General features: G+C 68.5%; 24 protein-coding genes. 12 read left to right on the forward strand and 12 right to left on the reverse strand.

What is annotated here, in order from left to right; genetic code table 11:
• The coding region (locus tag BLT27_RS04180) for a transposase (protein WP_139172245.1) at positions 1 to 316 on the forward strand (316 nt) is incomplete at its 5' end.
• On the opposite strand, the gene BLT27_RS04185 is transcribed toward BLT27_RS04180, so the two are convergent.
• Entirely contained in the window at positions 270 to 686 is a 417-nt protein-coding gene (locus BLT27_RS04185; RefSeq protein ID WP_089731784.1) for a DoxX family protein, read from the reverse strand. The genes BLT27_RS04180 and BLT27_RS04185 overlap by 47 nt on opposite strands.
• Before the next feature lie 136 nt (positions 687 to 822).
• On the opposite strand from BLT27_RS04185, the gene BLT27_RS04190 reads away from it, so the two are divergent.
• Positions 823 to 1170, forward strand: a complete 348-nt coding sequence (locus BLT27_RS04190; RefSeq protein WP_089731785.1) for a winged helix-turn-helix transcriptional regulator — start codon at positions 823 to 825, stop codon at positions 1168 to 1170.
• 1 nt (position 1171) lies between these two features.
• Entirely contained in the window at positions 1172 to 1456 is a 285-nt protein-coding gene (locus BLT27_RS04195; protein ID WP_089731786.1) for a DUF357 domain-containing protein, read from the forward strand.
• An 18-nt stretch (positions 1457 to 1474) separates the two neighbouring features.
• Here BLT27_RS04195 and BLT27_RS04200 read toward each other — a convergent pair whose 3' ends face one another.
• Positions 1475 to 2650, reverse strand: a complete 1176-nt coding sequence (locus tag BLT27_RS04200) for a M20 family metallopeptidase (RefSeq protein ID WP_089731787.1) — start codon at positions 2648 to 2650, stop codon at positions 1475 to 1477.
• Between the two features lie 3 nt (positions 2651 to 2653).
• On the reverse strand, positions 2654 to 3814 hold the full coding sequence (locus BLT27_RS04205) for a trans-sulfuration enzyme family protein (RefSeq protein WP_089731788.1): 1161 nt from the start codon (positions 3812 to 3814) through the stop codon (positions 2654 to 2656).
• A gap of 120 nt (positions 3815 to 3934) precedes the next feature.
• Here BLT27_RS04205 and BLT27_RS04210 point away from each other — a divergent pair, with 120 nt between their 5' ends.
• The 5 genes from BLT27_RS04210 (at position 3935) to BLT27_RS04230 (ending at position 8336) form a co-directional block, all read left to right on the forward strand.
• Entirely contained in the window at positions 3935 to 4210 is a 276-nt protein-coding gene (locus tag BLT27_RS04210) for an ArsR/SmtB family transcription factor (RefSeq protein ID WP_089731789.1), read from the forward strand.
• Positions 4211 to 4271: 61 nt separating this feature from the next.
• The gene (locus BLT27_RS04215; protein ID WP_089731790.1) at positions 4272 to 4574 is read left to right on the forward strand and encodes a DUF8036 family membrane protein; all 303 of its coding nucleotides are present in this window, start codon (positions 4272 to 4274) and stop codon (positions 4572 to 4574) included.
• Between the two features lie 204 nt (positions 4575 to 4778).
• Complete coding sequence (locus BLT27_RS04220; RefSeq protein ID WP_089731791.1) at positions 4779 to 6860, forward strand: DUF7282 domain-containing protein; 2082 nt, start codon at positions 4779 to 4781, stop codon at positions 6858 to 6860.
• 226 nt (positions 6861 to 7086) lie between these two features.
• Positions 7087 to 8076 (forward strand): transcription initiation factor IIB, encoded by a 990-nt coding sequence (locus BLT27_RS04225; protein WP_089731792.1) that lies wholly within the window; start codon positions 7087 to 7089, stop codon positions 8074 to 8076.
• A gap of 80 nt (positions 8077 to 8156) precedes the next feature.
• Positions 8157 to 8336: a DUF7836 family putative zinc-binding protein gene (locus BLT27_RS04230; RefSeq protein ID WP_089731793.1), complete on the forward strand. Its 180-nt coding sequence runs from the start codon at positions 8157 to 8159 to the stop codon at positions 8334 to 8336.
• Here BLT27_RS04230 and BLT27_RS04235 read toward each other — a convergent pair whose 3' ends face one another.
• From BLT27_RS04235 to BLT27_RS04245, 3 genes are all read right to left on the reverse strand, one after another.
• On the reverse strand, positions 8337 to 8744 hold the full coding sequence (locus BLT27_RS04235) for a translation initiation factor IF-2 subunit beta (RefSeq protein ID WP_089731794.1): 408 nt from the start codon (positions 8742 to 8744) through the stop codon (positions 8337 to 8339).
• Positions 8745 to 8799: 55 nt separating this feature from the next.
• The gene (locus BLT27_RS04240) at positions 8800 to 9222 is read right to left on the reverse strand and encodes a hypothetical protein (protein ID WP_089731795.1); all 423 of its coding nucleotides are present in this window, start codon (positions 9220 to 9222) and stop codon (positions 8800 to 8802) included.
• Positions 9223 to 9321: 99 nt separating this feature from the next.
• Positions 9322 to 10530, reverse strand: a complete 1209-nt coding sequence (locus BLT27_RS04245) for an iron-containing alcohol dehydrogenase family protein (protein WP_089731796.1) — start codon at positions 10528 to 10530, stop codon at positions 9322 to 9324.
• Between the two features lie 285 nt (positions 10531 to 10815).
• On the opposite strand from BLT27_RS04245, the gene BLT27_RS04250 reads away from it, so the two are divergent.
• On the forward strand, positions 10816 to 12669 hold the full coding sequence (locus BLT27_RS04250; protein WP_175526379.1) for an ATP-binding protein: 1854 nt from the start codon (positions 10816 to 10818) through the stop codon (positions 12667 to 12669).
• Between the two features lie 4 nt (positions 12670 to 12673).
• Here the strand turns inward: BLT27_RS04250 and BLT27_RS04255 are convergent, their stop codons facing one another.
• Genes BLT27_RS04255 through BLT27_RS19645 form a run of 6 tightly spaced genes read right to left on the reverse strand, consistent with a single transcriptional unit; the run spans position 12674 to position 17981 of the window.
• Positions 12674 to 13714: a DHH family phosphoesterase gene (locus tag BLT27_RS04255; RefSeq protein ID WP_089731798.1), complete on the reverse strand. Its 1041-nt coding sequence runs from the start codon at positions 13712 to 13714 to the stop codon at positions 12674 to 12676.
• Between the two features lie 41 nt (positions 13715 to 13755).
• Positions 13756 to 14493 carry an Ig-like domain-containing protein gene (locus tag BLT27_RS04260; protein WP_089731799.1) on the reverse strand — a complete coding sequence of 246 codons (738 nt, stop codon included), beginning with the start codon at positions 14491 to 14493 and terminating at the stop codon, positions 13756 to 13758.
• Positions 14490 to 15557: a heme o synthase gene (gene cyoE / locus BLT27_RS04265; protein WP_089731800.1), complete on the reverse strand. Its 1068-nt coding sequence runs from the start codon at positions 15555 to 15557 to the stop codon at positions 14490 to 14492. The genes BLT27_RS04260 and cyoE overlap by 4 nt, the downstream gene beginning before the upstream one ends.
• A gap of 2 nt (positions 15558 to 15559) precedes the next feature.
• Complete coding sequence (locus BLT27_RS04270) at positions 15560 to 17278, reverse strand: cytochrome c oxidase subunit I (protein WP_089731801.1); 1719 nt, start codon at positions 17276 to 17278, stop codon at positions 15560 to 15562.
• Between the two features lies 1 nt (position 17279).
• On the reverse strand, positions 17280 to 17819 hold the full coding sequence (locus BLT27_RS04275) for a cupredoxin domain-containing protein (RefSeq protein WP_089731802.1): 540 nt from the start codon (positions 17817 to 17819) through the stop codon (positions 17280 to 17282).
• Positions 17820 to 17825: 6 nt separating this feature from the next.
• Positions 17826 to 17981 carry a hypothetical protein gene (locus BLT27_RS19645; protein WP_175526380.1) on the reverse strand — a complete coding sequence of 52 codons (156 nt, stop codon included), beginning with the start codon at positions 17979 to 17981 and terminating at the stop codon, positions 17826 to 17828.
• 138 nt (positions 17982 to 18119) lie between these two features.
• Between BLT27_RS19645 and BLT27_RS04280 the strand changes: the two genes are divergently transcribed.
• The 3 genes from BLT27_RS04280 to BLT27_RS04290 all read left to right on the forward strand — a co-directional run bounded on the left by BLT27_RS04280 (position 18120) and on the right by BLT27_RS04290 (position 22232).
• Entirely contained in the window at positions 18120 to 18407 is a 288-nt protein-coding gene (locus BLT27_RS04280) for a hypothetical protein (RefSeq protein WP_089731803.1), read from the forward strand.
• Positions 18408 to 18513: 106 nt separating this feature from the next.
• On the forward strand, positions 18514 to 20394 hold the full coding sequence (locus tag BLT27_RS04285; protein WP_089731804.1) for a hypothetical protein: 1881 nt from the start codon (positions 18514 to 18516) through the stop codon (positions 20392 to 20394).
• 230 nt (positions 20395 to 20624) lie between these two features.
• On the forward strand, positions 20625 to 22232 hold the full coding sequence (locus BLT27_RS04290; RefSeq protein WP_089731805.1) for a cell division protein FtsZ: 1608 nt from the start codon (positions 20625 to 20627) through the stop codon (positions 22230 to 22232).

Genomic DNA, 22232 nt, shown 5'->3' on the forward strand with positions numbered 1-22232 from the left:
AGGGGTCGTGCCAATCGCTCCATACAACCCGCGAAACACTGACCACCCGAAAGATATCGAGTACAGAGTCGAAGACCGCATCACCGAACACAGCGAGGACGTTCAGCTCAAGCAGTCAGTCTTAGACGAGACGTACAACCACCGGACAGGGGTCGAACGGACCAACGACGCAGTCAAGGACTGCGGCCTCGGGCACGTCCGCGCCCGAGGCCGCGTCCACGCACGAACAGAAGTGTTCCTGGCACTGTGTCTCCGGCTCGTCATTGCTATCACCAACTACGAGCGAGGAAACGAACCGGGCTGTGAGAAACTATGAGATGGATTCTATGACACGCTCTGACGACGTTCTTCAGGAACGCGGTCATCTCGGTCTGCTGCTGTTCCGGGTCCTCGACCGCCCAGAAGTCGTGCATGAGCGGCGTGGTCACGACGAGGAACACCGCGATGGCACCCGCGCCGAGGGCCGGGTAGAACCCCAGCGCGATGGAGAGCCCCCCGAAGAGGAGCATGCCCCCGGTGAACGGGACCATCAGGCCCGGAGCCGGGACGCCCTTCATGCCGGCGTAGCCCGCCATGTCCTCGGCGTTCAGGAAGTGGTTCACGCCCATGAACGCGACGACGCCCCCGACGAGCACCCGGGCGACGAGGAAGACGACGGCCGCGGTGCCGGTTATCTCGAGCGTCATCGGTTCGCCTCCGTGCGGTTCTGGTCGGTCCGAGTCGATGCGAGTCTCGGGTCGAAATCTGGTATCATTACGTTACCTGGTTTTATTCCGAACCTATATATACTTCAGGCGACAATTGGGTAACCAGATACCATCGATGTCATCGGAAGCACTCGACTCGACGGAGAAGAACGGTACCGCCGAGAAGAACGCGGGCGCCTGCCCGGTCGTCAATTCGCTCGAACAGATCGGGTCGCAGTGGCGGCTCGTCGTCCTCCACGACCTCGCGGAGGGAGAGAAGCGGTTCAACGAGCTGAAGCGGTCGACCGGCGCGAGCTCGCGAACCCTCTCGCGCGTCCTCGACGACCTCGGCGAACTCGGCTTCGTCGAGCGCCGCGTGGAGGCCGACGCACCCATCGCGTCCTACTACAGCCTCACCGAGAAGGGTGCGTCGCTCTGTCCCGTCTTCGACGAGATCGAGAGCTGGGCGGCCGACTGGCTCTGAGATGGCTGCGGACCTCCAGGAGAAGACCGACCGGTACCACGACCTGCTCGCCGAGGCGCTGGAGGAGGTCACCGTCTCGGCACCCGGGGACACGCCGATGGGTGAGGCGGCGCTCGACTGCCTGGAGATGGCCGCCTCGTACCTCGACGACGGCGAGCACTTCCGCGAGAACGACGACCTCGTGAACGCGCTGGCGGCGTTCTCCTACGGGCACGCGTGGCTGGATGCGGGTGCCCGGGTCGGGCTGTTCGACGTCCCACGCGAGGGCCATCTGTTCACCGTCTGAAGACCCGTTCCTCCCGTCTCAGCCGTCCAACCCGCCGGAGAGCACGTCCTCGACGACGCTCTCCAGAATCGGGAGCGCCCGCTCCGCTTCGGCGACCGGGATGGACTCGTCGACGGTGTGGGCTTCGGAGAGCGAGCCCGGCCCCCAGACGACCGCCGGCGTGCCGTCCGCGACGAACTCCCGGGCGTCGGTCGCCGCGGCCATCCCCCACGGTTCGTCGGGGGCGAGGTCGCCGGTCCCGTCCCGGACGAGTTCCGCGAGTGGGTGGTTCGGCTCGATGCCCGCCGACGCGTAGTGCTGGACCGTCTCCCGTTCGGCGACGACGCCGTCCTCGCGCTCGGCGGCGGCGAGCAGATCGTCGACCTCGCGGTCGACGTCCTCGATGGACTCGTCGGGGAGGATGCGCCGGTCGAGCAGGAACTCGGCGCGGGCGGGGACGACGGCCATGTTCGACCCGGTGCCGGCCTCGAACGCGGTGACGTTCGCGTACGCCTGCCCGACGAGCGGGTCGCTGCGCTCGCGGAGTCGCGCGTCGTACTCGTCGATGCGGTCCATGACGTCCCGGGCCCCGTCGATGGCGTTCGTCCCCTCGTCCGGGTTGCTCGCGTGGGTGGACTCCCCGTGGACGCCGATGCGGTAGGTGACGACGCCCTTCGCGCTCGTCGCGACGCGGAGCTCGGTCGGTTCGAGGACGACGGCGTAGTCGCCACCGTATCCCTCCTCGATGAGGGTCCGCGTCCCGGGCAGGCCGGTCTCCTCGCCGGCGGCCGCGTGGACGACGAGCGTCCCGGGCGGCTCGGCGTCGGCGCGTTCGCGGTTCAGGGTCGCGACCATCGCCAGCGCCAGCCCGGTCTTCATGTCTGTACTCCCGCGGCCCCAGAGCCTCCCGTCCTCGACCTCGCCGCCGAAGGGGTCGTGAGCCCACTCGTCGGGGTCGTCGGCCGGTACCACGTCGGTGTGGCCGTTGAGCACGAGCGTCGGGTCGCCCGAGCCGACCGTCGCGACGGCGTTCGGCCGGTCCGTGTTCGGCGTCGGCACCAGCTCGGCGTCGACGCCGTGCTCGGTGAACCAGTCGACGACGTACTCGGCGCAGGGGCGCTCGTTCCCCGGCGGATTCTCGGAGTCGACCCTGACGAGACGGGCCGCGAGGTCGACCACGTCGTCCGGGTACTCGGCGTCGGATGCCTCGACCATGGCTCAGTCCAGTGCCACGTCGAGCGCCTGCGCCAGGTCCGCGACGAGGTCCTCGTGGTGTTCGATGCCGACGCTCAGCCGGACCAGCCCCTCGTCGATGCCGGCCTCGGCGAGCTCGTCGGGCGAGAGGTCCTGGTGGGTCATCAGCGCGGGCACCTCGACGAGGCTCTCGACGCCGCCAAGGCTCTCCGCGAGCGCGAACACCTCCAGCCCGGCGGCGAACTCGGTGACCGTCTCCCGGTCGCCGTCGAGTTCGAACGCCACCATCCCGCCGAAGTCGGCCATCTGCCGGGCCGCGACCTCGTGGTTCGGGTGCGACTCGAGCCCGGGGTAGTACACCGGGTCGACGCCGGGCTGGTCGTCGAGGAACTCGGCGACCGCGCGGGCGTTCGCGCAGTGCCGGTCCATCCGCGCCGAGAGCGTCTTCATCCCGCGGAGGACCAGGAACGAGTCGAACGGCCCGAGGATGGCGCCCCGGGTGTACTGGGTGTACTCGATGTCTTCGGCGACATCCGGGTCGTTCGTCGCGACCGCGCCGGCGAGCACGTCGGAGTGGCCGCCCTGGTACTTCGTGAGCGACTCGACGACGATGTCGGCGCCGAGTTCGAGCGGGCGCTGGAGGTACGGCGACGCGAACGTGTTGTCGTTCGCGAGCAGCGCGTCGTGCTCGTGGGCCGCTTCGGCGGCCGCCTCGATGTCGCCGACCCGCAGCACCGGGTTCGTCGGCGTCTCGAAGTAGACCAGCTCGGTGTCGGGCCCGATGGCGTCCGCGATGGCGTCGGCGTCGTTCACCGGGACGTGGGTCGTCTCGATACCGTACTCGGCGTAGACGTCGGCGAGCAGGTCGTGGGTCTCCGCGTAGAGGTTCTTCGCGGCGACGACGTGGTCGCCCGGCGAGAGGGTTGACGCGAACACGGCGTCGATGGCGGCCATCCCGCTCGCGAAGGCGAAGCCGTGTTCACCGCCCTCCAGCATCGCGAACGAATCCTCGAGCGCGCCACGGGTCGGTGCGGACATGCGCGAGTACCGGTGTTCGCTCTGCTGCTCCGTCGGCGACGCGTACTCGTAGGTGGCGTTCGCGTAGATCGGCGGCATCATCGCACCGTACTGGTCGTTTCTCGCGTGTGAGTGGACCTCCCGTGTCTCGAAGTGACGCTCGTCCATACGCCACCCACGACGGTCGCTGGTTTATACGTGTTCCCCGGAGCAGCCCCTGCCGCTGCCCGGAACACCGCCGCTCGTTGGCGATGGAATTACAAGGGGGGGCCGAGTCCAGACGTACTGATGGAGGCCGTTCTCTGGTACGTGATGACCGGAACTCGCGGCGGTGAGAACCGGGTCCGCATCCTCCGTGCCATCGACGAACGGCCGCGCAACGCGAACAAGCTCGCCGAGGAGCTGGACCTGGACTACAAGACCGTCCGACACCACCTCGACGTGCTGATGGAGAACGACATCGTCCAGAACAGCGGCGACGACTACGGCGCGGTGTACCTGCCGACGGGACAGGCGCGTGACCACTGGGACACGGTCGAACAGATCATCGAACAGGTGGAGTGAGCACTACTATGGCCGAAATTGGGAAAGAGTATTTCATTGGACCTTCCAAAGGGTGGAATAGATGAGCATCTGGGTGGACCTGGCGAAGGTTTCGACCGGCGTCAACGTGCTGTTGTTGCTGGTACTCGGCTACATCTGGGGCCGCAACTACCTGAAGTTCCGGTCGAAGCACACCCTCGGGCTGCTCATATTCTCCATCTTCCTGCTGGCGGAGAACGCGCTCGTGCTGTACTACTACCTCGTGGACCCGACGCTGTCGGGCTGGTGGCACGACCAGGTGTCGCCGGTCTGGCGCGCACAGATGATAATCCACGGGCTCCAGACGCTCGGCCTCGCCTTCCTCGTCTGGGTCAGCTGGGACTGATTCGGGGCGATACTCGGCGGGCTGAAACGACCGACTTATTACCGGAACCGTTTATGCTGCCGTTCAGTCCCACTCCGAGCGCCACCGTCAGACGGCGGCTGCCGTGATAATCGCGGGACTGCGGACATATGTGGAACGAAATTGGGTGAGAGGCGGGCCGCAGTTCGGAAAATTCCTTTTTAATACCTTCCCGTCGGTCCGGGTATGCGAGACAGATTGACGGTACTGATCGTCGTCGTCGCACTCTGCACCAGCGCGGTCGCAGGGGTCGCGGCGGCAGGCACCGACACGACGGCCGAGTCGAACCACGCCTCGGTCACGTTCGAAGCACAGACGTCCGGCGGCCACACGGTGACCGTCGACGAGGTGACGATGGCGGAGGGCGGCTTCGTGACCATCCACGACGCCAGCGTCACCGAGGGGAACGTCTTCGGCAGCGTGCTGGGTACCTCGACGTACCTGGAGGAGGGCACGCACGAGAACGTGACCATCACGCTCGACGACCCGGTGAGCGAGGACGCGACGCTCGTCGCGATGGCACACCGGGACACGGACGGCGACCGCTCGTACTCGTTCGTCGCCTCGAACGGTGAGGCGGACGGGCCGTACACGGCTGACGGCAGCGCCGTCGTCGACACGGCCGCGGTCACCGTCTCCGCGACGGTCTCGATGGACGACGGCGCCGTCGCGAACGACACGGTCGTCGTCGACCGCGTCGCGCTCTCGGAGGGTGGCTTCGTGACGGTCCACGACGCGACCGTGACCGATGGTGCCGTCTTCGACAGCATCCGCGGCACCAGCCAGTACCTCGAGGCGGGCGTCCACGAGAACGTCCGCGTCACGCTCGACGAGCCGCTGACCGAGGACACGACGCTGGTGCCGATGGCCCACGAGGACTCCGACGGTGACGGGACGTACACGTTCGAGGAGTCCGAGGGCGCCGCCGACGGCCCCTACACCGCGAACGGGAGCGCCGTCGTCGACACGGCCGCGGTCAGCATCGGCACCGAGGCGACCGTGAGCTTCGCGAACCAGTCCACCGGCGGCGAGCGCGTCGTCGTGGACGAGGTGTTCCTGCCCGAGGGCGGCTTCGTGACGGTCCACGACGCGACCGTGACCGAGGGTGCGGTGTTCGAGAGCATCCGGGGCACCTCCGCGTACCTCGCACCGGGCACGCACGAGAACGTCGAGGTCATCCTCGAGGAGCCTGTCACCGAGGACACCACGCTGGTCCCGATGGCTCACAAGGACACCGACGGTGACATGGAGTACACGTTCGAGGAGTCCGAGGGCGGTGCCGACGGCCCGTACACGGCTGACGGCGGCGCCGTCGTCGACACCGGGATGGCGACGCTCGGCGCGAGCGTCTCGATGGCCGACCAGGTCTCGGACGGCCGCACGGTCGTCGTCGAGGATGTCGACCTCGCGGAGGGCGGCTTCGTGACGGTCCACGACAGCTCGCTGTTCGCCGGAGCGGTGTTCGAGAGCGTCGTCGGGACGTCCGAGTACCTCGAGGCCGGCCACCACGAGGAGGTGACGGTCACGCTCGACCAGCCGGTCCGCTCGACGGGGACGCTGGTCCCGATGGCACACATGGACTCCGACGGTGACGAGACGTACACCTTCGCCGAGACCGAGGGTGAGGCGGACGGTCCGTACACGTACGACGGCGGCGCGGTGGTCGACACCGCCCGCGTCCAGGTCGGCGCGTTCGTCAGCATGAGCGACCAGGAGACCGACGGCACGACGGTCGTCGTCGACTCGGTGACGCTGCAGGACGGCGGCTTCGTGACGGTCCACGATGCGACCGTGACCGAGGGCGCAGTGTTCGAGAGCATCCGGGGTACCTCCGCGTACCTCGGTCCGGGCACGCACGAGGACGTCGAGATAACGCTCGACGCCCCCCTCGAGGAGGACACGACGCTGGTCCCGATGGCCCACTACGACAGCGACGGTGACGGGACGTACACGTTCGAGGAGTCCGAGGGCGCCGCCGACGGCCCCTACGTCTCCGCCGGCGGCGCTGTCGTCGACACCGCCAGTGCGACCGTGACCGGCGGGATGGACGACGGGACCGAGACGACGACGACGGACGACGACTCGATGGAGACGACCGAGATGGACGACGGGACGACGATGACGGAGGAGACGACCGCGATGGACGGCACGGAGATGGACGGTGAGGGCGAGTCCGACGACGGTGGCTCGCCCGGCTTCGGCATCGCCGTGGCGCTCGTGGCGCTCGTCGCGGCTGCCGGCATCGCGCGGCGGCGCGCAGACCGGTAAGGCAGCCAACCGGCACCCAACCCTTTTATACCAGCACGTCAGCGAGTGGCATGGCAATATATAAGGCTTTCACCGTCGAGCGGTATCGAGATGTACTCATCGGTGCTATACTTATAAACTAGGGCTAAAGTTTATATACTTGCCGCACTAACTAAGGGTGAAGAGTACTCCGACGAGGGCGTTCTTTCTTTCTGGCCCGAACGGAGGCGAGCTTCAGGAGATCAACATGAGCGATTCAATAACCACCCGTTTCACAGAGGAGACACAGACGACAGAGACGAACGAGCGAACACGGACGGAGACGAGCGAGGCCGAGATGACCTGCCCCGAGTGTGGCGGTGACGTGCGGTTCGACGCCGAGCACGGCGAGACCGTCTGCACCGACTGCGGGCTCGTCGTCGACGACCAGAACATCGACCGCGGGCCCGAGTGGCGTGCGTTCGACGCGAGCGAGCGCGACTCGAAGTCCCGCGTCGGCGCGCCGACGACGAAGATGATGCACGACGACGGCCTGTCGACGAACATCGGCTGGCAGGACAAGGACGCCTACGGGCGCTCGCTGTCCAGTCGCCAGCGCAAGAAGATGCAGCGCCTGCGCACCTGGAACGAGCGCTTCCGCACCCGCGACAGCAAGGAGCGCAACCTCAAGCAGGCCCTCGGCGAGATCGACCGGATGGCCAGCTCGCTCGGTCTCCCGAAGAACGTCCGCGAGACGGCGTCGGTCATCTACCGCCGCGCACTCGCGGAGGACCTGCTCCCCGGCCGCTCCATCGAGGGCGTCGCCACCGCCGCGCTGTACGCCGCGGCACGCCAGGCCGGCACGCCGCGCAGCCTCGACGAGATGGCGGTCGTCAGCCGTGTCGACAAGATGGAGCTGACCCGGACGTACCGCTACGTCGTCCGCGAGCTGAAACTCGAGATCCAGCCCGCCGACCCCGAGAAGTTCGTGCCGCGGTTCGCCAGCGACCTCGACCTCAGCGACGAGGCCGAGCGCCGGGCGCGCCAGCTGCTCGAGAACGCCCGCGACGCGGGCATCCTCTCGGGGAAGTCGCCGGTCGGGCTCGCCGCGGCGGCCATCTACGCGGCCGCCCTGCTGACCAACGAGAAGGTCACCCAGAGCGAGGTCAGCGAGGTCGCGAATATCTCCGAGGTCACCATCCGCAACCGGTACAAGGAGCTGCTGGAGGCCTCGGATACGGGCTTCGCTTCCGCCTGATCGGGCGGGTCTCCCACGAATCGCTCCGGCTTCGGGGTTAGCCTCAACCTTTTTCTCCCCAGGTGGTGTTATCCCGTGCCATGGTGGAAACCTACGTCCGGCTTCTCTGTCCTGAGTGTAACAAGGAGTGGGAGCTGGGACCGGACGAGCTCCCCGGCCCGAAGCGTAACTACAGCTGCCCGACCTGCCACGCGACGCGTCGCGTGGCGGAGTTCATGCGGACGGAACGCGACCTCGAGACGCTGAAACAACTCCGGTGACTACAGGTCGGGGACCGCCGAGAGCGCCCCGCACGCATCGCACTTCAGTACCGTCGTCCCCTGCTCGGTGACGAGCCGCGTGTCCGGCGAGGCACACTCCGTACAGCGGACGAACGAGTCGACGTACTCGGCGAGCGCGTCGGCGATGCGGTCCTGGCGGAACTCGCCCTTGAGCCGCGCCCGGCCCCGTTCGTCGATGTGGCCACTGGTCCCCAGTTCGTCCTGGAAGAACTTCATCACGTGCGACGGCTCGCGGTTCAGGGTGTCCGTCGTCGCCTTGAAGTTCTCGTAGACGGTCATCTTTCCCTCCTGCCGGACCTCGGCGTCGGGGACGCTGAAGCGCTCGCCCGTGGAACTGATCTCGGGCGTCTCGTCCATCGCGCGGTCCAGTTGGTCCTCGTAGTCCATACCTACAGGGACGTGCCGACGGAACTAAAATTGCTTCGTACTTCGAGCGGAACGGCTACGGACCGTCGCCGAACCGCTCCTGCAACCAGTCGAGCTGCCGGGTCAGCTCCGTGGAACGCTGTCGCTTGATGACCGTCGCGTCGAGCACCTGCCCGACGATGGCGACATCGAGCGCGAACTCGGTCTCGGCGGTGACCTCGCACGATTCGGTATCGCCGGTGACGGTGTACCAGGTGGTCATCGACTCGAAGATGCCGTCGCGTTGCTCCAGCACCAGCGTCTCGGGGTCGTCCCTCGTCACGACGAGTTCGAGCTGAATCTCCAGCAGGCCGACGTGGTTCGTGATGGTGACGACGTCGTCCTCGACGGTCACCCCGTCGAAGCCGGCGGCCTCGGTGAACGCCTGGAGGTCGCCCACCGCGTCCCTGACGGCGTCCGCCGACCCGTCAATCGACCGCGTGAGACTGACCGTGTTCATGAACGACCCTCCTCGCCCCGGCTACAAAGCTTCGAGGGCGGCCCGAACATATTCGAGTCGTCTGGTTTCAACCCGTGGACCGGCCGGGTCGCGCGGCACTCAGTACGCCGCTTCGAGCACTGCTTCGATATCCGACTGTGTCGCGTCGAGCCCCGGTGGCGCGTTCCTCATGAAGGAGTCCGAGAGGATCGCCTCCGCGACCGCCGGGAACTCCGTTGGCTCCGGCCCGTCCACGTCGCGGAGCTGTGTCGGCAGGTCGAGCGCGTCACGGACCGCGGTGACGGTCTCGACGACCGCAGTCGCCGGCTCCGCCGCGTCCCCGACGCCGAGCGCGTCGGCGAGGAGCTCACGCCGGGCATCGACGTGCTCGAACAGGTACTCGAGGACGTGGGGGACGACGACGGCGTGGGCGACGCCCTGCTGGACGCCGTAGCCCCGCGTCAGCCCGTGCCCGAACGCGTGGACGACCGAGAGCGTCGTCTCGGACGGGCGCGAGATACCGTACTGGACGAGCGTGATGCCCTCCACGACGGGGTCGAGGACGGCCGGTGTCGCGCCCTCGCGTCCGAGCCGCGGGAGGTGCTCGGCGAGCAACCGGAGGCCGCGACCCGCGGTGCCGTCGGTCACCGGCGTCCGGGTGCTCGCGTACAGCGTCTCGACGCCCTTGTCGAAGCCGTTCATGGCCGAGCCGACGAGCACGGACTCGGGCGTCGTCGCGACGAGTTCGGCGTCACCGACGACGGCGGTCGGCATCAGGCGCTCGTCCCAGACGCCGCCGGCGACGAACGCATCGACCAGGCTCGACGACGGGTGGGCCGTGATGCCGGCCACCTGCGAGAGGTCGGCCCCGGCCAACGTGGTCGGCACCGCGAACACCGGCGCGAGGTCGCCGTCGGGAATGGAGACGGTGCCGGTCTCGGCGAGTTCGGCACCGACCCGGTCCGGAGGGCGTTCGTCGGCGTGCAGGACGCTCATCACTTTCGCAACGTCGATGCTGCTCCCGCCACCCACCGCCACGAGTGCGTCCGCGTCGTGTCGTTTCATCGCAGCCACCCCGTCGTACGCGGTCGAGAGCCGTTTGTCGGGTGTCGTCTGCGGGAACTCGCCGGCGAGGCGGTCGCCCAGGCCCGTACGGACCGGCTCCATCACGGCGGCAGTCCGGCCGACCGTCGAGCCACAGACGACCAGCGCACGCTCACAGCCAGTCGACGCGAGCTCCGGCCCGAGGGAGGCGACCGACCCGGACCCGAGCCGGAGCGTCGGCCCGTCGTACTCGAACCGGACGCCGCCGGGGGTGTCGTGATGCATGGTGGCCAGACGTACGTGCCCCCGCCGTATGTCGCTTCGCCCACCGGCGACGCTGGACCAGTGGCGGGCTACAGTTGCACCGCCGACACATCTCCCACGCCTCCTTCTACCAACCGTTTACGCCTGGCGGCCGCCGAAGCGGGGGCCGCGGTGGCAGCGGTCGTCCACCTCCACGCCCGGAACCCGAACCTCCGACAGCCGGGGCACCGCTCAGCGGGACCGCCACAAGTTACCTACGGCGTGACTGTCAAGAGGTATCTAACCGCAGACGCGGTGCACGCCACGATGGGAGACGACACACTACAGACCGACCTGGAGGGCCTCGTCCAGCACGCGCCGGGGCTCGCGATGGTCATCGGCCGGGACGCGCGTATCCGACGGACGAGCGAGCCCGTCGAACAGGTGCTCGGGTACGTCCCGGCGGAGTTGACCGACCGTCACCTCGGCGAGTACGTCCACCCGGCCGACCGGGCGGCGGCCATCGCCACCGTCTCCGAACCGGGGGACCCGACCGACGAGCCGACGGAGTGCCGTCTGGCGACCGTCGACGACGGCTGGGCCCGCGTGCGCGTCGTGCCGAGCGCCGGGCCGAACGGTGGCTACGTCATCGTGGACGGGACCGACACGGGCCAGCCCGACGACGGCCGGACGGCACTGCCCGAGGGGACGAGCGACGGCTTCCTCGCCGTGGACGGCGACCGGGTGGTCACCCGGCTCGACGACCGGGCGGTCGAACTCCTGGGACGCGGCCGGGAGCAACTCGTCGGCGATGCCCTCGCGACCGGACTGCAGGACGAAGCGGGCGAGACGCTCGACGACCGTCTCGCGACCGCAATAGCGACCGGCGACTCGGCCTCGTTCGACCTCGACTACGGCCCCACGGGCTCGCTGCTCGCGGTCCAGGTGTACCCGTCCGGGGACGGGGCGACCGTCTCCCTCCGCGACGTGACCGAGGAGCGACGGGTGGCCACGGAACTCGAGGAGAGCGTAGCGGCGCTCCATCAGCTCTACAAGCTGGCGTCGAACACGGAGCTCAGCTTCGAGGAGAAACAGTCGCGGGTGCTCGAACTCGGCCGCTCCTACCTCGGCCTCCCGTACGGCTTCGTCTCGAAGACCGACGATTCGACACAGCACATCGTCACCGCGACGGGCGACCACGAGCTGCTGCAGCCGGGGGAGAGCTGTCCGATCGAGCGGTCCTACTGCCGGAAGACCGTCGAGACCGACGGCATCCTCGCGATGCACGACGCCCTCGCGGCCGAGATAGGTCCCGACGACCCGGCCTACGAACTGTTCGAGCTCGGCGCCTACGTCGGGGGGAAGCTCGTCGTCGACGGCGGGCTGTACGGGACGCTCTGCTTCGCGGCGACGGCACCCCGCGACCGCGAGTTCACCGGGAGCGAGCGGGCGTTCGTCGAGGTCGCCAGTCGCTGGCTCGCCTACGAGGTCGAGCGCCACGAGTACCAGGCACAGCTCGAGGAGCGCAACGAACGGCTGGCGGAGTTCGCGAGCTTCGTCAGTCACGACCTCCGGAACCCGCTGAACGTCGCCGAGGGCGAACTCGAGCTCGCGATGACGGCGGTGGAGAACGAACACCTCGAGGAAGTGGCCTGGGCCCACGAGCGGATGCGCGAGCTCATCCAGGACCTCCTCTCGGTGGCCCGCGGCGGCGACGAGGTCCAGGACCCCTCGACGGTCGACCTCCCGTCGTCCGTCGACGTCTGCTGGCGGAACGTCGAGACGGACCAGGCGACGCTGGTCGTCGAGGCCACCGGCGTCGTCGAGGCCGACGAGGGGCGGCTCCGCCAGCTGTTCGAGAACCTCTTCCGGAACGCCGTGGAACACGGGTCCTCGGACGCTGGTTCGGCGACGCGCGACGCCGAGCAGGCCGGCGCGGACGTGACCGTCACCGTCGGCGACTTGCCTGACGGGTTCTACGTCGCCGACGACGGCCCCGGTATCCCCGAGGACGAGCGCGACCAGGTGTTCGAAGCCGGCTACACGACCGCCGCGGACGGCACCGGCTTCGGCCTGCGGATCGTCGAGCAGGTCGCCCAGGCCCACGGCTGGACCGTGACGGTGACCGGGAGCGCGGCCGGCGGGGCCCGGTTCGAGTTCACGGGCGTCGACGGTCGGTGACCCGTCAGCCGGCCTCGTTCTCCTGGGTGTCGCCTTTGTCGGTGTCGATGTTGAGCTCGGCGAGCAGCCGGGCCGTGACGACCTGTTCGACGATGTCGACGAGGTGCCGGTCGTTGGACGTGTAGTCGGCGAAGATGCCGAGCGGTATCTCCGCACCAGCCATCTCCCGATGCCCACCGCCGCTGCCCGCGTCGTCGAACGCATCGTGGAGGACGCTGCCGACGTTGACCCGCGAGTCCGTCGTCCGGCCGCTCAGCTGGATGGAGTCGCCGACGATGCCGAAGACGAACGTCGTCCCGACACCCTCGAGCGTCGCGAGGTAGTCGGCCGCCTGTGGCAGCGCGTCGCGCTCGCTGGTCCGGCCGACGTTCGAGAGCAGCACCGCCCCGAACACCTGCCGGTTCTCGATGGCGTCGGCGATGGCATCGACGGTCGCGCTGCTGACCGCAGGACTGGAGAGCTTCCTGAGGAGGTCGCGGTCGGCCTGCCCGTGGAGGAACCCCGCGGCCTCGTACTCGGCGGCGGTCGCCCCGCGCAGGAACCCGAGCGTCTCGCGCCGGATGGCGAACAGCAGCGCCGTCGCGAGCTGGTCGTCGAGCTCGGTATCGAGCTCGCGGACGTACTCCGTGAGGATGGTTGCCGTCGCGCCGACGTCGTCGCGGTGGTCCTGGAAGCCGGCCTCGATATCGTCGGTCGGGTGGTGGTCGATGACCACGTCCACCAGCGTGCCGTCGGGGACGTGGTTGTTCACCCCGGGGACGGCGTGGTCGACGAACGCGAGCAGCGACCCCGGCTCGCGGTCACGGACGATGTCGGCGTCGAACTCCTGGAGCTCTATCTCCAGCAGGTTGACGAGCGCGCGGTTCTGCTGGTGCGAGATGTCGCCGCTGTAGAGGATGCGTCGCTCGTCGATGCCCGCGTCGGCGGCGATGCGACCCAGGGCGAGCGCGCTCGCGAGGCAGTCGGGGTCCGGGTTGTTGTGGCAGACGATGGTCAGCTCGTCCCCCTCGGTGAGGATGTCCCGAAGTTCGGTGGCAGCACTCATTGTCGGGACGTTCGCAGCGAGGCATCAAGCCTCTGGTGCCGTCAGCCCTCCTCGACGAGCGCGAGTCGCCGCACGTACCGACGGATGAGGTCGCCCTCGCCGTCGCGAAGCTCGACGGTGAACTGCTGCTGACCGCGGACCGACCGCACCTCGCTGGCCCGGATGGTGAACTCGTACGGCGGGTCGTCGTCGACGTGGATGTCCTGGCCGCCGCTGCGGACGACGACGCTGTCGACGCCACGGGAGTCAGAGAGGTGGCAGTGCACCGCCACGTCCTCGTCGACGTCGGACTTGACGCAGTGGAGGTCCGGGCTGATGTCGGCACCGCTCGACTCGAGGGTGCTCCGGAAGTCGACGGTCATCGCCCCGACAGGGACCGTCCCGAGGACGAGGACGGCGACGAAGAAGACGACGAGCATCGCGTTCGGGAGCCGCTGTCCGAGCGTCCGGAGCCAGCCGCTCGCCCGCCGGAGGCGGTAGGCCAGCGGGAGCGTGACGAGGTGGTGTATCGGCCCGTACGCCAGGAGCAGGAACCCGTAGGCCATCGGGTAGCGGAGCAGCCAGAGGTCGGGGTTGTACGAGTAGAGGATGTTCGAGCCCGCCCAGCAGAACAGCCCGAGGAACAGCAGACCGCCGCTCTTCATGACCCGCCAGCTGACCGAGTCGGCGTAGTACACCGTCTTCAGCGTGCTCCAGGCGTTCCCGACGAGTCCGAGCAGGAACGCGACGGGGGAGGCGGCCTCGTCGGCACCGGTCGACTCGGTCGGGTCGTCCGTCATCGGTTGGAGTTATCGGCGGGGTGGCGGTGGTCGTTGTCCCGAACGTATTCCCGGAGCACGACCGGGAGCTCGTCGACCAGCGCACGGACGACCGGCCGCCACTCGTGGCCGGGGGCCGCCCGGACGCCCCGGAGCGCGGGGCGGGCGTTCCAGAGACCGACGAACAGCGCCGGGACCGCGACGAGGGCGACCGCCGCGAGCGCCGGCTCGGCTCCAGAGACGAGGCCGCCGACGCCCCAGGCGACGAACAGCGTCGACAGGAACAGGTTCGAGGTGAAGAAGGCGCGCACGGCGTCCGGCTCGCTGCCGGTCCGGCTGAACCCGCGATAGCCGAGCAGGAGCGCGCCCCCGGCGGCCGCCAGGGTGACGGCGTACAGCAGGCCAGCGAACGGGACGAGCAGCGCCGCGACGGCCAGCGTCGCCCAGACGGCGTACCACACCGCCCGGCGGACGACCGCCTCGTCGGCGACGACCGGCAGCGTCGGCACCCCGGCGGCCGCGAAGTCCGACCGGTAGACGTGGGCGAGCGCCCAGGCGTGGGCCGGCGTCCAGGCGAACACCAGCGCCGCCATGAGGACCGCCTCGACCGAGAGCGGAGCGACGGCCGTCCACCCGGCCAGCACCGGGAACGACCCGGCGGAGCCCCCGAGTACGACGCCGGTCCAGTGGCGGCGCTTCAGTCCGACCGTGTAGAGGCCGACGTACGCGGCGACGCCGAGCCACATGTAGCCGCCAGCCACGAGCGGGAGCGTCGCCAGCCCGACCGCACTCCCCGCGACGAACAGGGAGAGTGCGAACGCGAGCGCGACCCGGTGATCGAGCCGCCCGCTGGGGAGCGGTCGGTCCGCGGTCCGCTCCATGTGGCGGTCGAGCTCGCGGTCGTACCAGCAGTTCAGCGCCGCCGAGCTCGCCGCGATCAGCGCCCCCGCGACCACGAATCCGGCGACGACGCTCGGCGGGCCGCCACCGGCCGCCAGGAGCGCGAACAGCCCCGTGACACAGAGCAGCGCCACGATGCGGGGCTTGACCAACGACCAGAGCTGTCGCGGGAGCGCCCGGTCCATCGTCAGGGACCTATCCCCCAGATGTTCGAGAGCAGGTACCAGTTCAGCGCCGTCAGCACGACGAACGTCGCGAAGAACACCAGCGTCAGCACGAACGTCCCCCGCATGCTCTGCTCGTGGACCGGCTCGTGGTCCGACCCACCGCCGTCGGCGACGGTGCGACTCAGGTCACCGACCGGTCCGCCCTCGAACTCGTCGCCCGTGAACAGCGTGGCGAGGGCGACGACGACGAACAGCGCGCCACCGACGATGGAGACCAGCGCGCCGACCCCGAAGATGGCGAAGAACGGCGCGGCCGCCTCGAAGCTGAACTCCGTCCCGGGGATGTCCATCACGGTCGGGTGCCGTCGCGGGACGCCGAACAGAACGCCCGCGTACATCATCATCACGACGGTCACGCCCATCGCGCCGCCGTAGAGGAACGGCTGTATCTTCGCGATGGGGCCGAGCGACCACTCGCGGCCGAACACCAGCCGGAGCACGTAGTAGCCCAGGCCCATGAACGCGAGCGTCGTTCCGGTGGCGACCGTCGCGTGGAAGTGCCCCGGCACGGCGAGCGTGTTGTGCCAGGTCATGTTGAGCTGCATCTGGCCCATCATGACGCCGGTGATGCCGCCGAGGAAGCCGAAGAGGACGATGCTCAGGATGGTCGCCGAGAACCCCGGGTCGTCCCACGGGCCGCTCCAGAGCCAGCCGAACAGGCCGCCGCCCTTGCCCTTGGCGCGGCGGCCGGCCTCCAGCCCGGCGGGGATGGCGAAGGCGTGGATCATGCTCGCCAGCACCGCGCCGTAGGCCGCGTACGACGTGTTCCACATCCGCCAGCCGGTCGAGACCACGGGGTCGGACATGAGGTGGTGCGCCGCCCCCATGTTGATGAAGAAGATGTAGAGCACGAACGCGGTCCGGGAGACCTTCTGGCTGGCGACCTCGGCCCCGCCGACGACGTGGGTGATGAAGTACCAGACGGTTATCATCGCGAGCAGGTTGATCTGCTGGCTGCCGTGCCCGATGATCCAGTACATCTGGCGGTAGAACGCCGAGTCGAGCGTCGCCAGTATCTCCAGCCGCCAGAGCAGCGCCGGCCCGTAGGTGAGCACGCCGCCGACCAGCGCCTCGAAGGCGATGATGCTGGTCGCGAACGCCCCGAACGCGACGAGCGGGAGCGTGGCGTTCGGGTTCTCGCGCTTCTCCCGCCACATCGTCGCGAAGAACGGCAGCGCGGCGACGATTGCGCCGAGGACGAACACGAGCGCCCCGAGGTAGAACTGCCAGCTCGACTCCAGCGGGACGTAGGAGGTCAGCAGCGGCGCGTTGTTCGGGTAGCTCGTCAGCCAGATCGCGGCGTTGACCGTCACCGCGCCGGCGAGCATGGCGACGTAGCCCGCCTTCGCCAGCGACGGGAGCGCCAGCTTCCTGCCGAGCACGAACGGGCCGCCGACGTAGAGGATGGCGATCTCCATGAACACCATCCAGAAGATGAGCAGGTTCCACGCGTGGATGCTCAGGTAGGTGTAGAAGTCGCCGGGCGAGAGCAGCCCGACGACCTCCCAGCGCGTGAGCGCGACGAACACCGCGAAGACGCCGCCGACAGCGAGCGCCAGGATGGCCGTCAGTCCGTACAGCTTCACCATGTCCTCCGCCGACCGGTGGATGTCGAGCCCGGTCACCGAGCAGCGGCGGAAGCCGTCGTCGTCGTAGTCGTAGGTGCTGCGTCCGAACATGTCACCCCTCCACGTGGATGGTGCTGTGCATACTCCGGTGGCCGTTGCCACAGAACTCGTTGCAGACGACGTGGTACGTGCTGGGCTCGTCGAACTCCATCTCGACGACCCACTCGTAGTCCGGCAGTATCTGCAGCGACATCTGCTGGCTCAGGTTCTCCTCGTTGCGCACCGAGAAGCCGTGCTGGACGTCGTAGGAGCCCAGGTGGAACCGGTACGTCTCACCAGCCTCCAGCACGACCGGCAGCCCGTCCCAGCCCCACTGGAGCGCACCGACGTAGACGTCCTCGTCGGCGGGGACGAGCCCGCGCTCGGTGTCTTCCGCCCGGTCTTTGAAGTCGGCGACCTTCGTCTGGAACTCGTCGGGCGTGATGCTGTAGGTCTGGCCGACGTTGTTCTGGTCGCCGAACTCCGTCCAGCCGATCATCCAGCCGAACAGGGAGAGGGCCCAGCCGGCCGAGAGCGCGATCCACAGCGTCTCGCGTCGGTTGACGGCCTCGTCCCACCAGTTCCCCTCCGGTTCGTCGAGTGGTGAATCCATCCGTGGTCACCCCATGGGGACGCTGAAGATGTCGATCAGTCCCCAGACGATGTACGAGAGCACCCAGTAGACGATTGCCGCGAGCGCGAGCAACCAGATGCTGTCGAGAAGTCGCTGGGGCCACGGTACGTCCTTGGCGGTCGAGTCCGGGTCCGTCGCCATGGGGGATAGTCGGTCGAAATCGCCCGAGTAGCTGTTCCCGAACGTATTCGTCGACCCTGTCACGGGCTGGGAATCCGCCGCACGCACACTCGACGCGTTCCCGAATCATTTAGGACACCCGGCGTACAAATCCGGGGCATGACCGAGGAGATACCGGATGAAGTCGCCGCGCTCGTCGACAAGATGGCCTCGGAGTACGTCCAGTCCGAGTACGAGATCGCCGAGGCTCTCGCGGCCGCGGAGGGCCCACTGACACTCGACGAACTCGTCGAAGAGACGGGGTACACCGAACGAACCGTGGAGAAACGAACGGGCACCCTCGAGGACCGGCTCGGCGGCGAGCCGCTGTTCCAGCGCGACGAGGACGACAACCCGATGCTCCACCCCGTGCTGGCACGCGCCATCCGCGACGACACGGACGAGTAACGCCACACAGCGAGGCCAGCCCGACGGCCACAGCGGCCGCGCTATCGCTCGTCGCCGCGGGAGGGCGGCGACAAACGTTTTCATGCAACCCGTCTGATGTGTGGGTATGCAAGACGGACAGCTGTTGCCGTTCGCCGGGTGGGGGCTCGCCGGACTCCCCGTGGTGGGGACGTTCCTGCAGGCAGCGTTCGCGCTCGCCGGCGTGGAGGCGCGCACACTCCCGGTCGTCGGTGGCGTCGTCGACGCGTTCATCTCGCTGCAGGTGTTCAAAGAGGCGGCCATCCAGTTCAAGGCGAGCACGGCGGTCGTGCTGGTCCTCTTCGTGCTCATCGCCGCCGCGTGGGTGGGACAGGGTGTCGCCATGGGCTTGCTGCGGAACCGCGACGTGACCTTCGCCTGCGCCGGGCTCGTCTCCGTGCTCTTTCTCGTTCTCTTCTTCGGGGTCTACTCGTCGCTGTTCGGCAGCGGCATCGGCGTCGCACAGCTCGCGCTGTTCTTCGCCGTCCCGTTCGTCGCCAGTGCGGGCGCGCTGGGCGGTGCCTGGCTCCGCGACTGGACGGTCGACCTCGAGTCGGCGGCGGCCGAGGACCTCGCCGAAGCGGCGGACCTCGTCGACCGGAAGCGAGAGACGTTCGAGTCCGAGTACCGCCGGACGATGGGCGACGAGACCCTCGACGCCCTCGCGGACCTCGCCCCGAACGCCGTCAGCGAGGCCCGGGCCGCTGTGGACCGCGAGCGCGAGGCCTACGACGAACTCGCATCGAAAGTTGAGAGCGTGCGGTCGTCCGTCACGGACGCCAGCGAGGGGCGGCGGCGGGCCGCGGAGCTGCTCGACAGCGCGAAGCGACGCGACCCGGAGGGCGCGGTCGACCGCGTCCAGGCCGACCTCGCCGACGGCGTCGACGCGGCGGTCGAACGCGGCGACGTGGACCTGACGGTGCGCTCGCGCTACGGCCGGACCTACGAGGTCGTCAACCTCCGGAGCACGTTCCGCGAGGTCAGGCTCCCGCCGAGCAACGAGCCGACCCACGTCGGGGAGGTCGACCGGACCGTCCGGCGGCTGCTCGACCGCGACGACGTCGACCTCGCGACGGTCGCCGATGTCCTCGACGAGATACGGGTCCACCAGGAGCGCATCGAGCGCCACGTCGCCGACACCGAGGAGTCCTTCGACGAGGCTCACGATGCCGCGGAAGGCGATGTCGAGCGGGCCCGCGACGAGCTGGAACGGCTCGAGGGCGCGGTTCGCGAGCGCGTCGAGTCGAAGCTGGTCGAGGGGCACGACCCGGGCGTCGATAGCGTCCACAGCGTCGAGACACAGCTCCGCGAGGCTCGCGAAGCGCTCCACGACTGTCGCTTCGACGAGGCAGAGCGGCTCGTCGAAGACGCGCGGCGCACCGCCGACGGCCTGCTGACCACGGTGCAGTTCTTCGGCAGCCTCGCGGGTGCGCTCGACCACGGACAGGACCGCGTGAGCCTCCCCGGCGAGGTCGACCCCGAGTTCGCCCGCGACCTCGCGCCGGCCTTCGAGAGCGAGTACGGCGTCGAGTACCGCGTCGCGGACGGCCACATCAGCGTCAGCAACCGCGGCGACCCGGCCTCAGTGGAGTCGACGAGGGACCGGGACCGTTCGACGGGCCGTTCGTCGTCCGCCGCCGGCAGTGCCAGCGGCGGCCGTGAGGAGTACGTCGACCCGGAGGAGGTCGTGGACGAGGTGTTGCTCCTGTTCGACGAGCTGTCGGCCGTCGCCGAGGCCGGGTCCGACACCGTCCACCTGGAGACCGGCGACCTCCCCGACTACGCGGTCCAGTCCGAGGCGCTGGCGGCCATCGAACGGTTCTCCAGCCGACAGAACGACCTCGTGGAGTCGTTCGACGTGCCGGCTGGTGCGCCGCCCGGCATCGTGGACGTTCGCTTCACCGACCGAACCGACGCCCCCGACGCGCTGGATACGCTCTACGACCGCTTCAAGGAGCAGTACGTGTAGGCGGGGACGGAAGTCTCGGCTCCCGGTACGAGTGCCCCCAGCACATCGGGGGCGCGTACTACTCCACTCTCCCGTGGTATCCGCCATCCTCCCGAGGGTCCGTGACTCCGCGCAATGGGGGTCCCTTCCGGCGCCGATCACGAACCGTCTCGGTCGGGGTCGTTCTCTCGGCGGGCCAGTACGTTCATATCTCAGGCTACACCACTTCCCCACAGTGACCGTCGGCTATCATGTCTGAAACATGTAAAATATGTGTCTCGCCGCGTGGGGAGTGGGACCACGACACGCTGGAGAGCCACATCGCACACGAACATCGAGACGAACCGAAGTCGGTCGAGCAGGTGTATCCTGACCTCTACGAACCGATCTTCGTCGAGGAACGGTACTGGGAGGACGAGGTCGAGGAGCCGGACGACGAACCGTTCCCGGGCGGCGGCAACGGCAACGGGGCGACCGCCAACGGGGAGACCGATTTCGGGCTCTCCTCGGTCGGGAAGAAGTGGTACGTCATCGGCGTCGGTGGGGCCGGGAACCACATCGTCGACGCCATCCTGCTGCGCCGGAACACGCTCGCCGACGAGAACGAGGACCGGGTCCGTATCTGGCAGGGTGGGCTCGCGGGGGCGGGCGTGCTCAACACGAACGTCGCCGAGATCGAGGAGACGTACTACGCACAGGAGGAGAAGGGCTACAACCGCCACGACATCGTGGCGAACTGCATCATCGGGCAGGGCGTCCACAACTACGCCGGGGCCGGCTATCGCTGGGACCACGGCCGGGACTTCGTGCTCGCGGACTTCGAGGACGGCGGCAACCCGTTCCAGGAGCGCTGGGACATGAACCCGGTCGAGCTGCGCGACTCCCAGGCAGTCATGTTCGTCCACAGCGTGACGAAGGGGACCGGTTGTGGGTCGACCCCGGTCATCGCGGAGAAGCTCCGCGAGGCGGTGCTGGACGACGACAAGGTCGTCGGGAAACCGATATTCTCGTCGGTCGTCATCCCGAGCGAGTACGCCGACCGCTCCGGGCGGGCGATGGTCAACGGCGTCATCGGGATGGCCCGGACGGCGGCGAACGTCGACGCGATCATCCCGTTCGACAACCGCAAGCTGCGAGAGGCGACCCAGGACATCGAGCCGCGCATCCACGGCGTCGAGCGGTACAACCCGCCGGAGTTCGCCGACCTGAACAAGCCGCTGGTGGCGTTCCTGGAGGCGTTCACGATGTCCTCCATCCCGCAGGTGGTCGACCAGGACACCGACCTCTCCGTGCGCGGTGAGGTGTTCGACCCGGCGGACAGCTTCCGCCCGGTGCAGGACAAGTACCCGTTCGACCCGGACCGGGCGTACAACCCGGCGGTCGTGCTCGCGCCGGTGCTCGGGAAGATACACGCGAACTCGTTCGACCGGTCGAAGCTCCAGATGCTCGCCCGGAAGGCGCTGTTCCAGAACAAGCTCGCCGACTTCGACCCGACGACGGCCTGGGGTGGGACGTTCCTCATCTACGGGCCCGAGGAGAAGATGTCCAAGGTCGCGCCGCTCATCAACGACGGCGTGCTGACCGAGGTGCTCGCCAGCCCGGACTTCCTCGACCGGGACACCGTCGCCGGCGTTGAGACGGTGGACATCCACACGCACCAGCTTGTGACGCCGTACCTCGACGACATCTACCTCTGGGGGACGCTCTGGAACCCCGAGATGCCGTCGCTGGAGGAGATGTACGAGCACGCGCTGACGATGAAGCAGGACGGCAACAGCCAGCTCTCGGCCGGCGTGCGCGAGGTGTGGGACCAGGTGGAACCGCTGTTCGACTGCCTCGGCCGGAAGAACATGCCCTGA

Source organism: Haloarchaeobius iranensis (assembly GCF_900103505.1).
Classification (GTDB): domain Archaea; phylum Halobacteriota; class Halobacteria; order Halobacteriales; family Natrialbaceae; genus Haloarchaeobius; species Haloarchaeobius iranensis.

Bases quoted from the DNA above. Each gene is read 5' to 3' on its own strand.
- BLT27_RS04290 (WP_089731805.1), top strand. From the start codon at position 20,625: ATGTCTGAAACATGTAAAATATGTGTCTCGCCGCGTGGGGAGTGGGAC.
- BLT27_RS04235 (WP_089731794.1), bottom strand. From the start codon at position 8,744: ATGGACTACGAGGACCAACTGGACCGCGCGATGGACGAGACGCCCGAG.
- BLT27_RS04275 (WP_089731802.1), bottom strand. From the start codon at position 17,819: ATGGATTCACCACTCGACGAACCGGAGGGGAACTGGTGGGACGAGGCC.
- BLT27_RS04250 (WP_175526379.1), top strand. From the start codon at position 10,816: ATGGGAGACGACACACTACAGACCGACCTGGAGGGCCTCGTCCAGCAC.
- BLT27_RS04205 (WP_089731788.1), bottom strand. From the start codon at position 3,814: ATGGACGAGCGTCACTTCGAGACACGGGAGGTCCACTCACACGCGAGA.
- BLT27_RS04240 (WP_089731795.1), bottom strand. From the start codon at position 9,222: ATGAACACGGTCAGTCTCACGCGGTCGATTGACGGGTCGGCGGACGCC.
- BLT27_RS19645 (WP_175526380.1), bottom strand. From the start codon at position 17,981: ATGGCGACGGACCCGGACTCGACCGCCAAGGACGTACCGTGGCCCCAG.
- BLT27_RS04255 (WP_089731798.1), bottom strand. From the start codon at position 13,714: ATGAGTGCTGCCACCGAACTTCGGGACATCCTCACCGAGGGGGACGAG.
- BLT27_RS04230 (WP_089731793.1), top strand. From the start codon at position 8,157: ATGGTGGAAACCTACGTCCGGCTTCTCTGTCCTGAGTGTAACAAGGAG.
- BLT27_RS04285 (WP_089731804.1), top strand. From the start codon at position 18,514: ATGCAAGACGGACAGCTGTTGCCGTTCGCCGGGTGGGGGCTCGCCGGA.
- BLT27_RS04270 (WP_089731801.1), bottom strand. From the start codon at position 17,278: ATGTTCGGACGCAGCACCTACGACTACGACGACGACGGCTTCCGCCGC.
- BLT27_RS04210 (WP_089731789.1), top strand. From the start codon at position 3,935: ATGGAGGCCGTTCTCTGGTACGTGATGACCGGAACTCGCGGCGGTGAG.
- BLT27_RS04195 (WP_089731786.1), top strand. From the start codon at position 1,172: ATGGCTGCGGACCTCCAGGAGAAGACCGACCGGTACCACGACCTGCTC.
- BLT27_RS04280 (WP_089731803.1), top strand. From the start codon at position 18,120: ATGACCGAGGAGATACCGGATGAAGTCGCCGCGCTCGTCGACAAGATG.
- BLT27_RS04215 (WP_089731790.1), top strand. From the start codon at position 4,272: ATGAGCATCTGGGTGGACCTGGCGAAGGTTTCGACCGGCGTCAACGTG.
- BLT27_RS04220 (WP_089731791.1), top strand. From the start codon at position 4,779: ATGCGAGACAGATTGACGGTACTGATCGTCGTCGTCGCACTCTGCACC.
- BLT27_RS04190 (WP_089731785.1), top strand. From the start codon at position 823: ATGTCATCGGAAGCACTCGACTCGACGGAGAAGAACGGTACCGCCGAG.
- BLT27_RS04225 (WP_089731792.1), top strand. From the start codon at position 7,087: ATGAGCGATTCAATAACCACCCGTTTCACAGAGGAGACACAGACGACA.
- BLT27_RS04260 (WP_089731799.1), bottom strand. From the start codon at position 14,493: ATGACGGACGACCCGACCGAGTCGACCGGTGCCGACGAGGCCGCCTCC.
- cyoE (WP_089731800.1), bottom strand. From the start codon at position 15,557: ATGGACCGGGCGCTCCCGCGACAGCTCTGGTCGTTGGTCAAGCCCCGC.
- BLT27_RS04245 (WP_089731796.1), bottom strand. From the start codon at position 10,530: ATGCATCACGACACCCCCGGCGGCGTCCGGTTCGAGTACGACGGGCCG.
- BLT27_RS04200 (WP_089731787.1), bottom strand. From the start codon at position 2,650: ATGGTCGAGGCATCCGACGCCGAGTACCCGGACGACGTGGTCGACCTC.
- BLT27_RS04185 (WP_089731784.1), bottom strand. From the start codon at position 686: ATGACGCTCGAGATAACCGGCACCGCGGCCGTCGTCTTCCTCGTCGCC.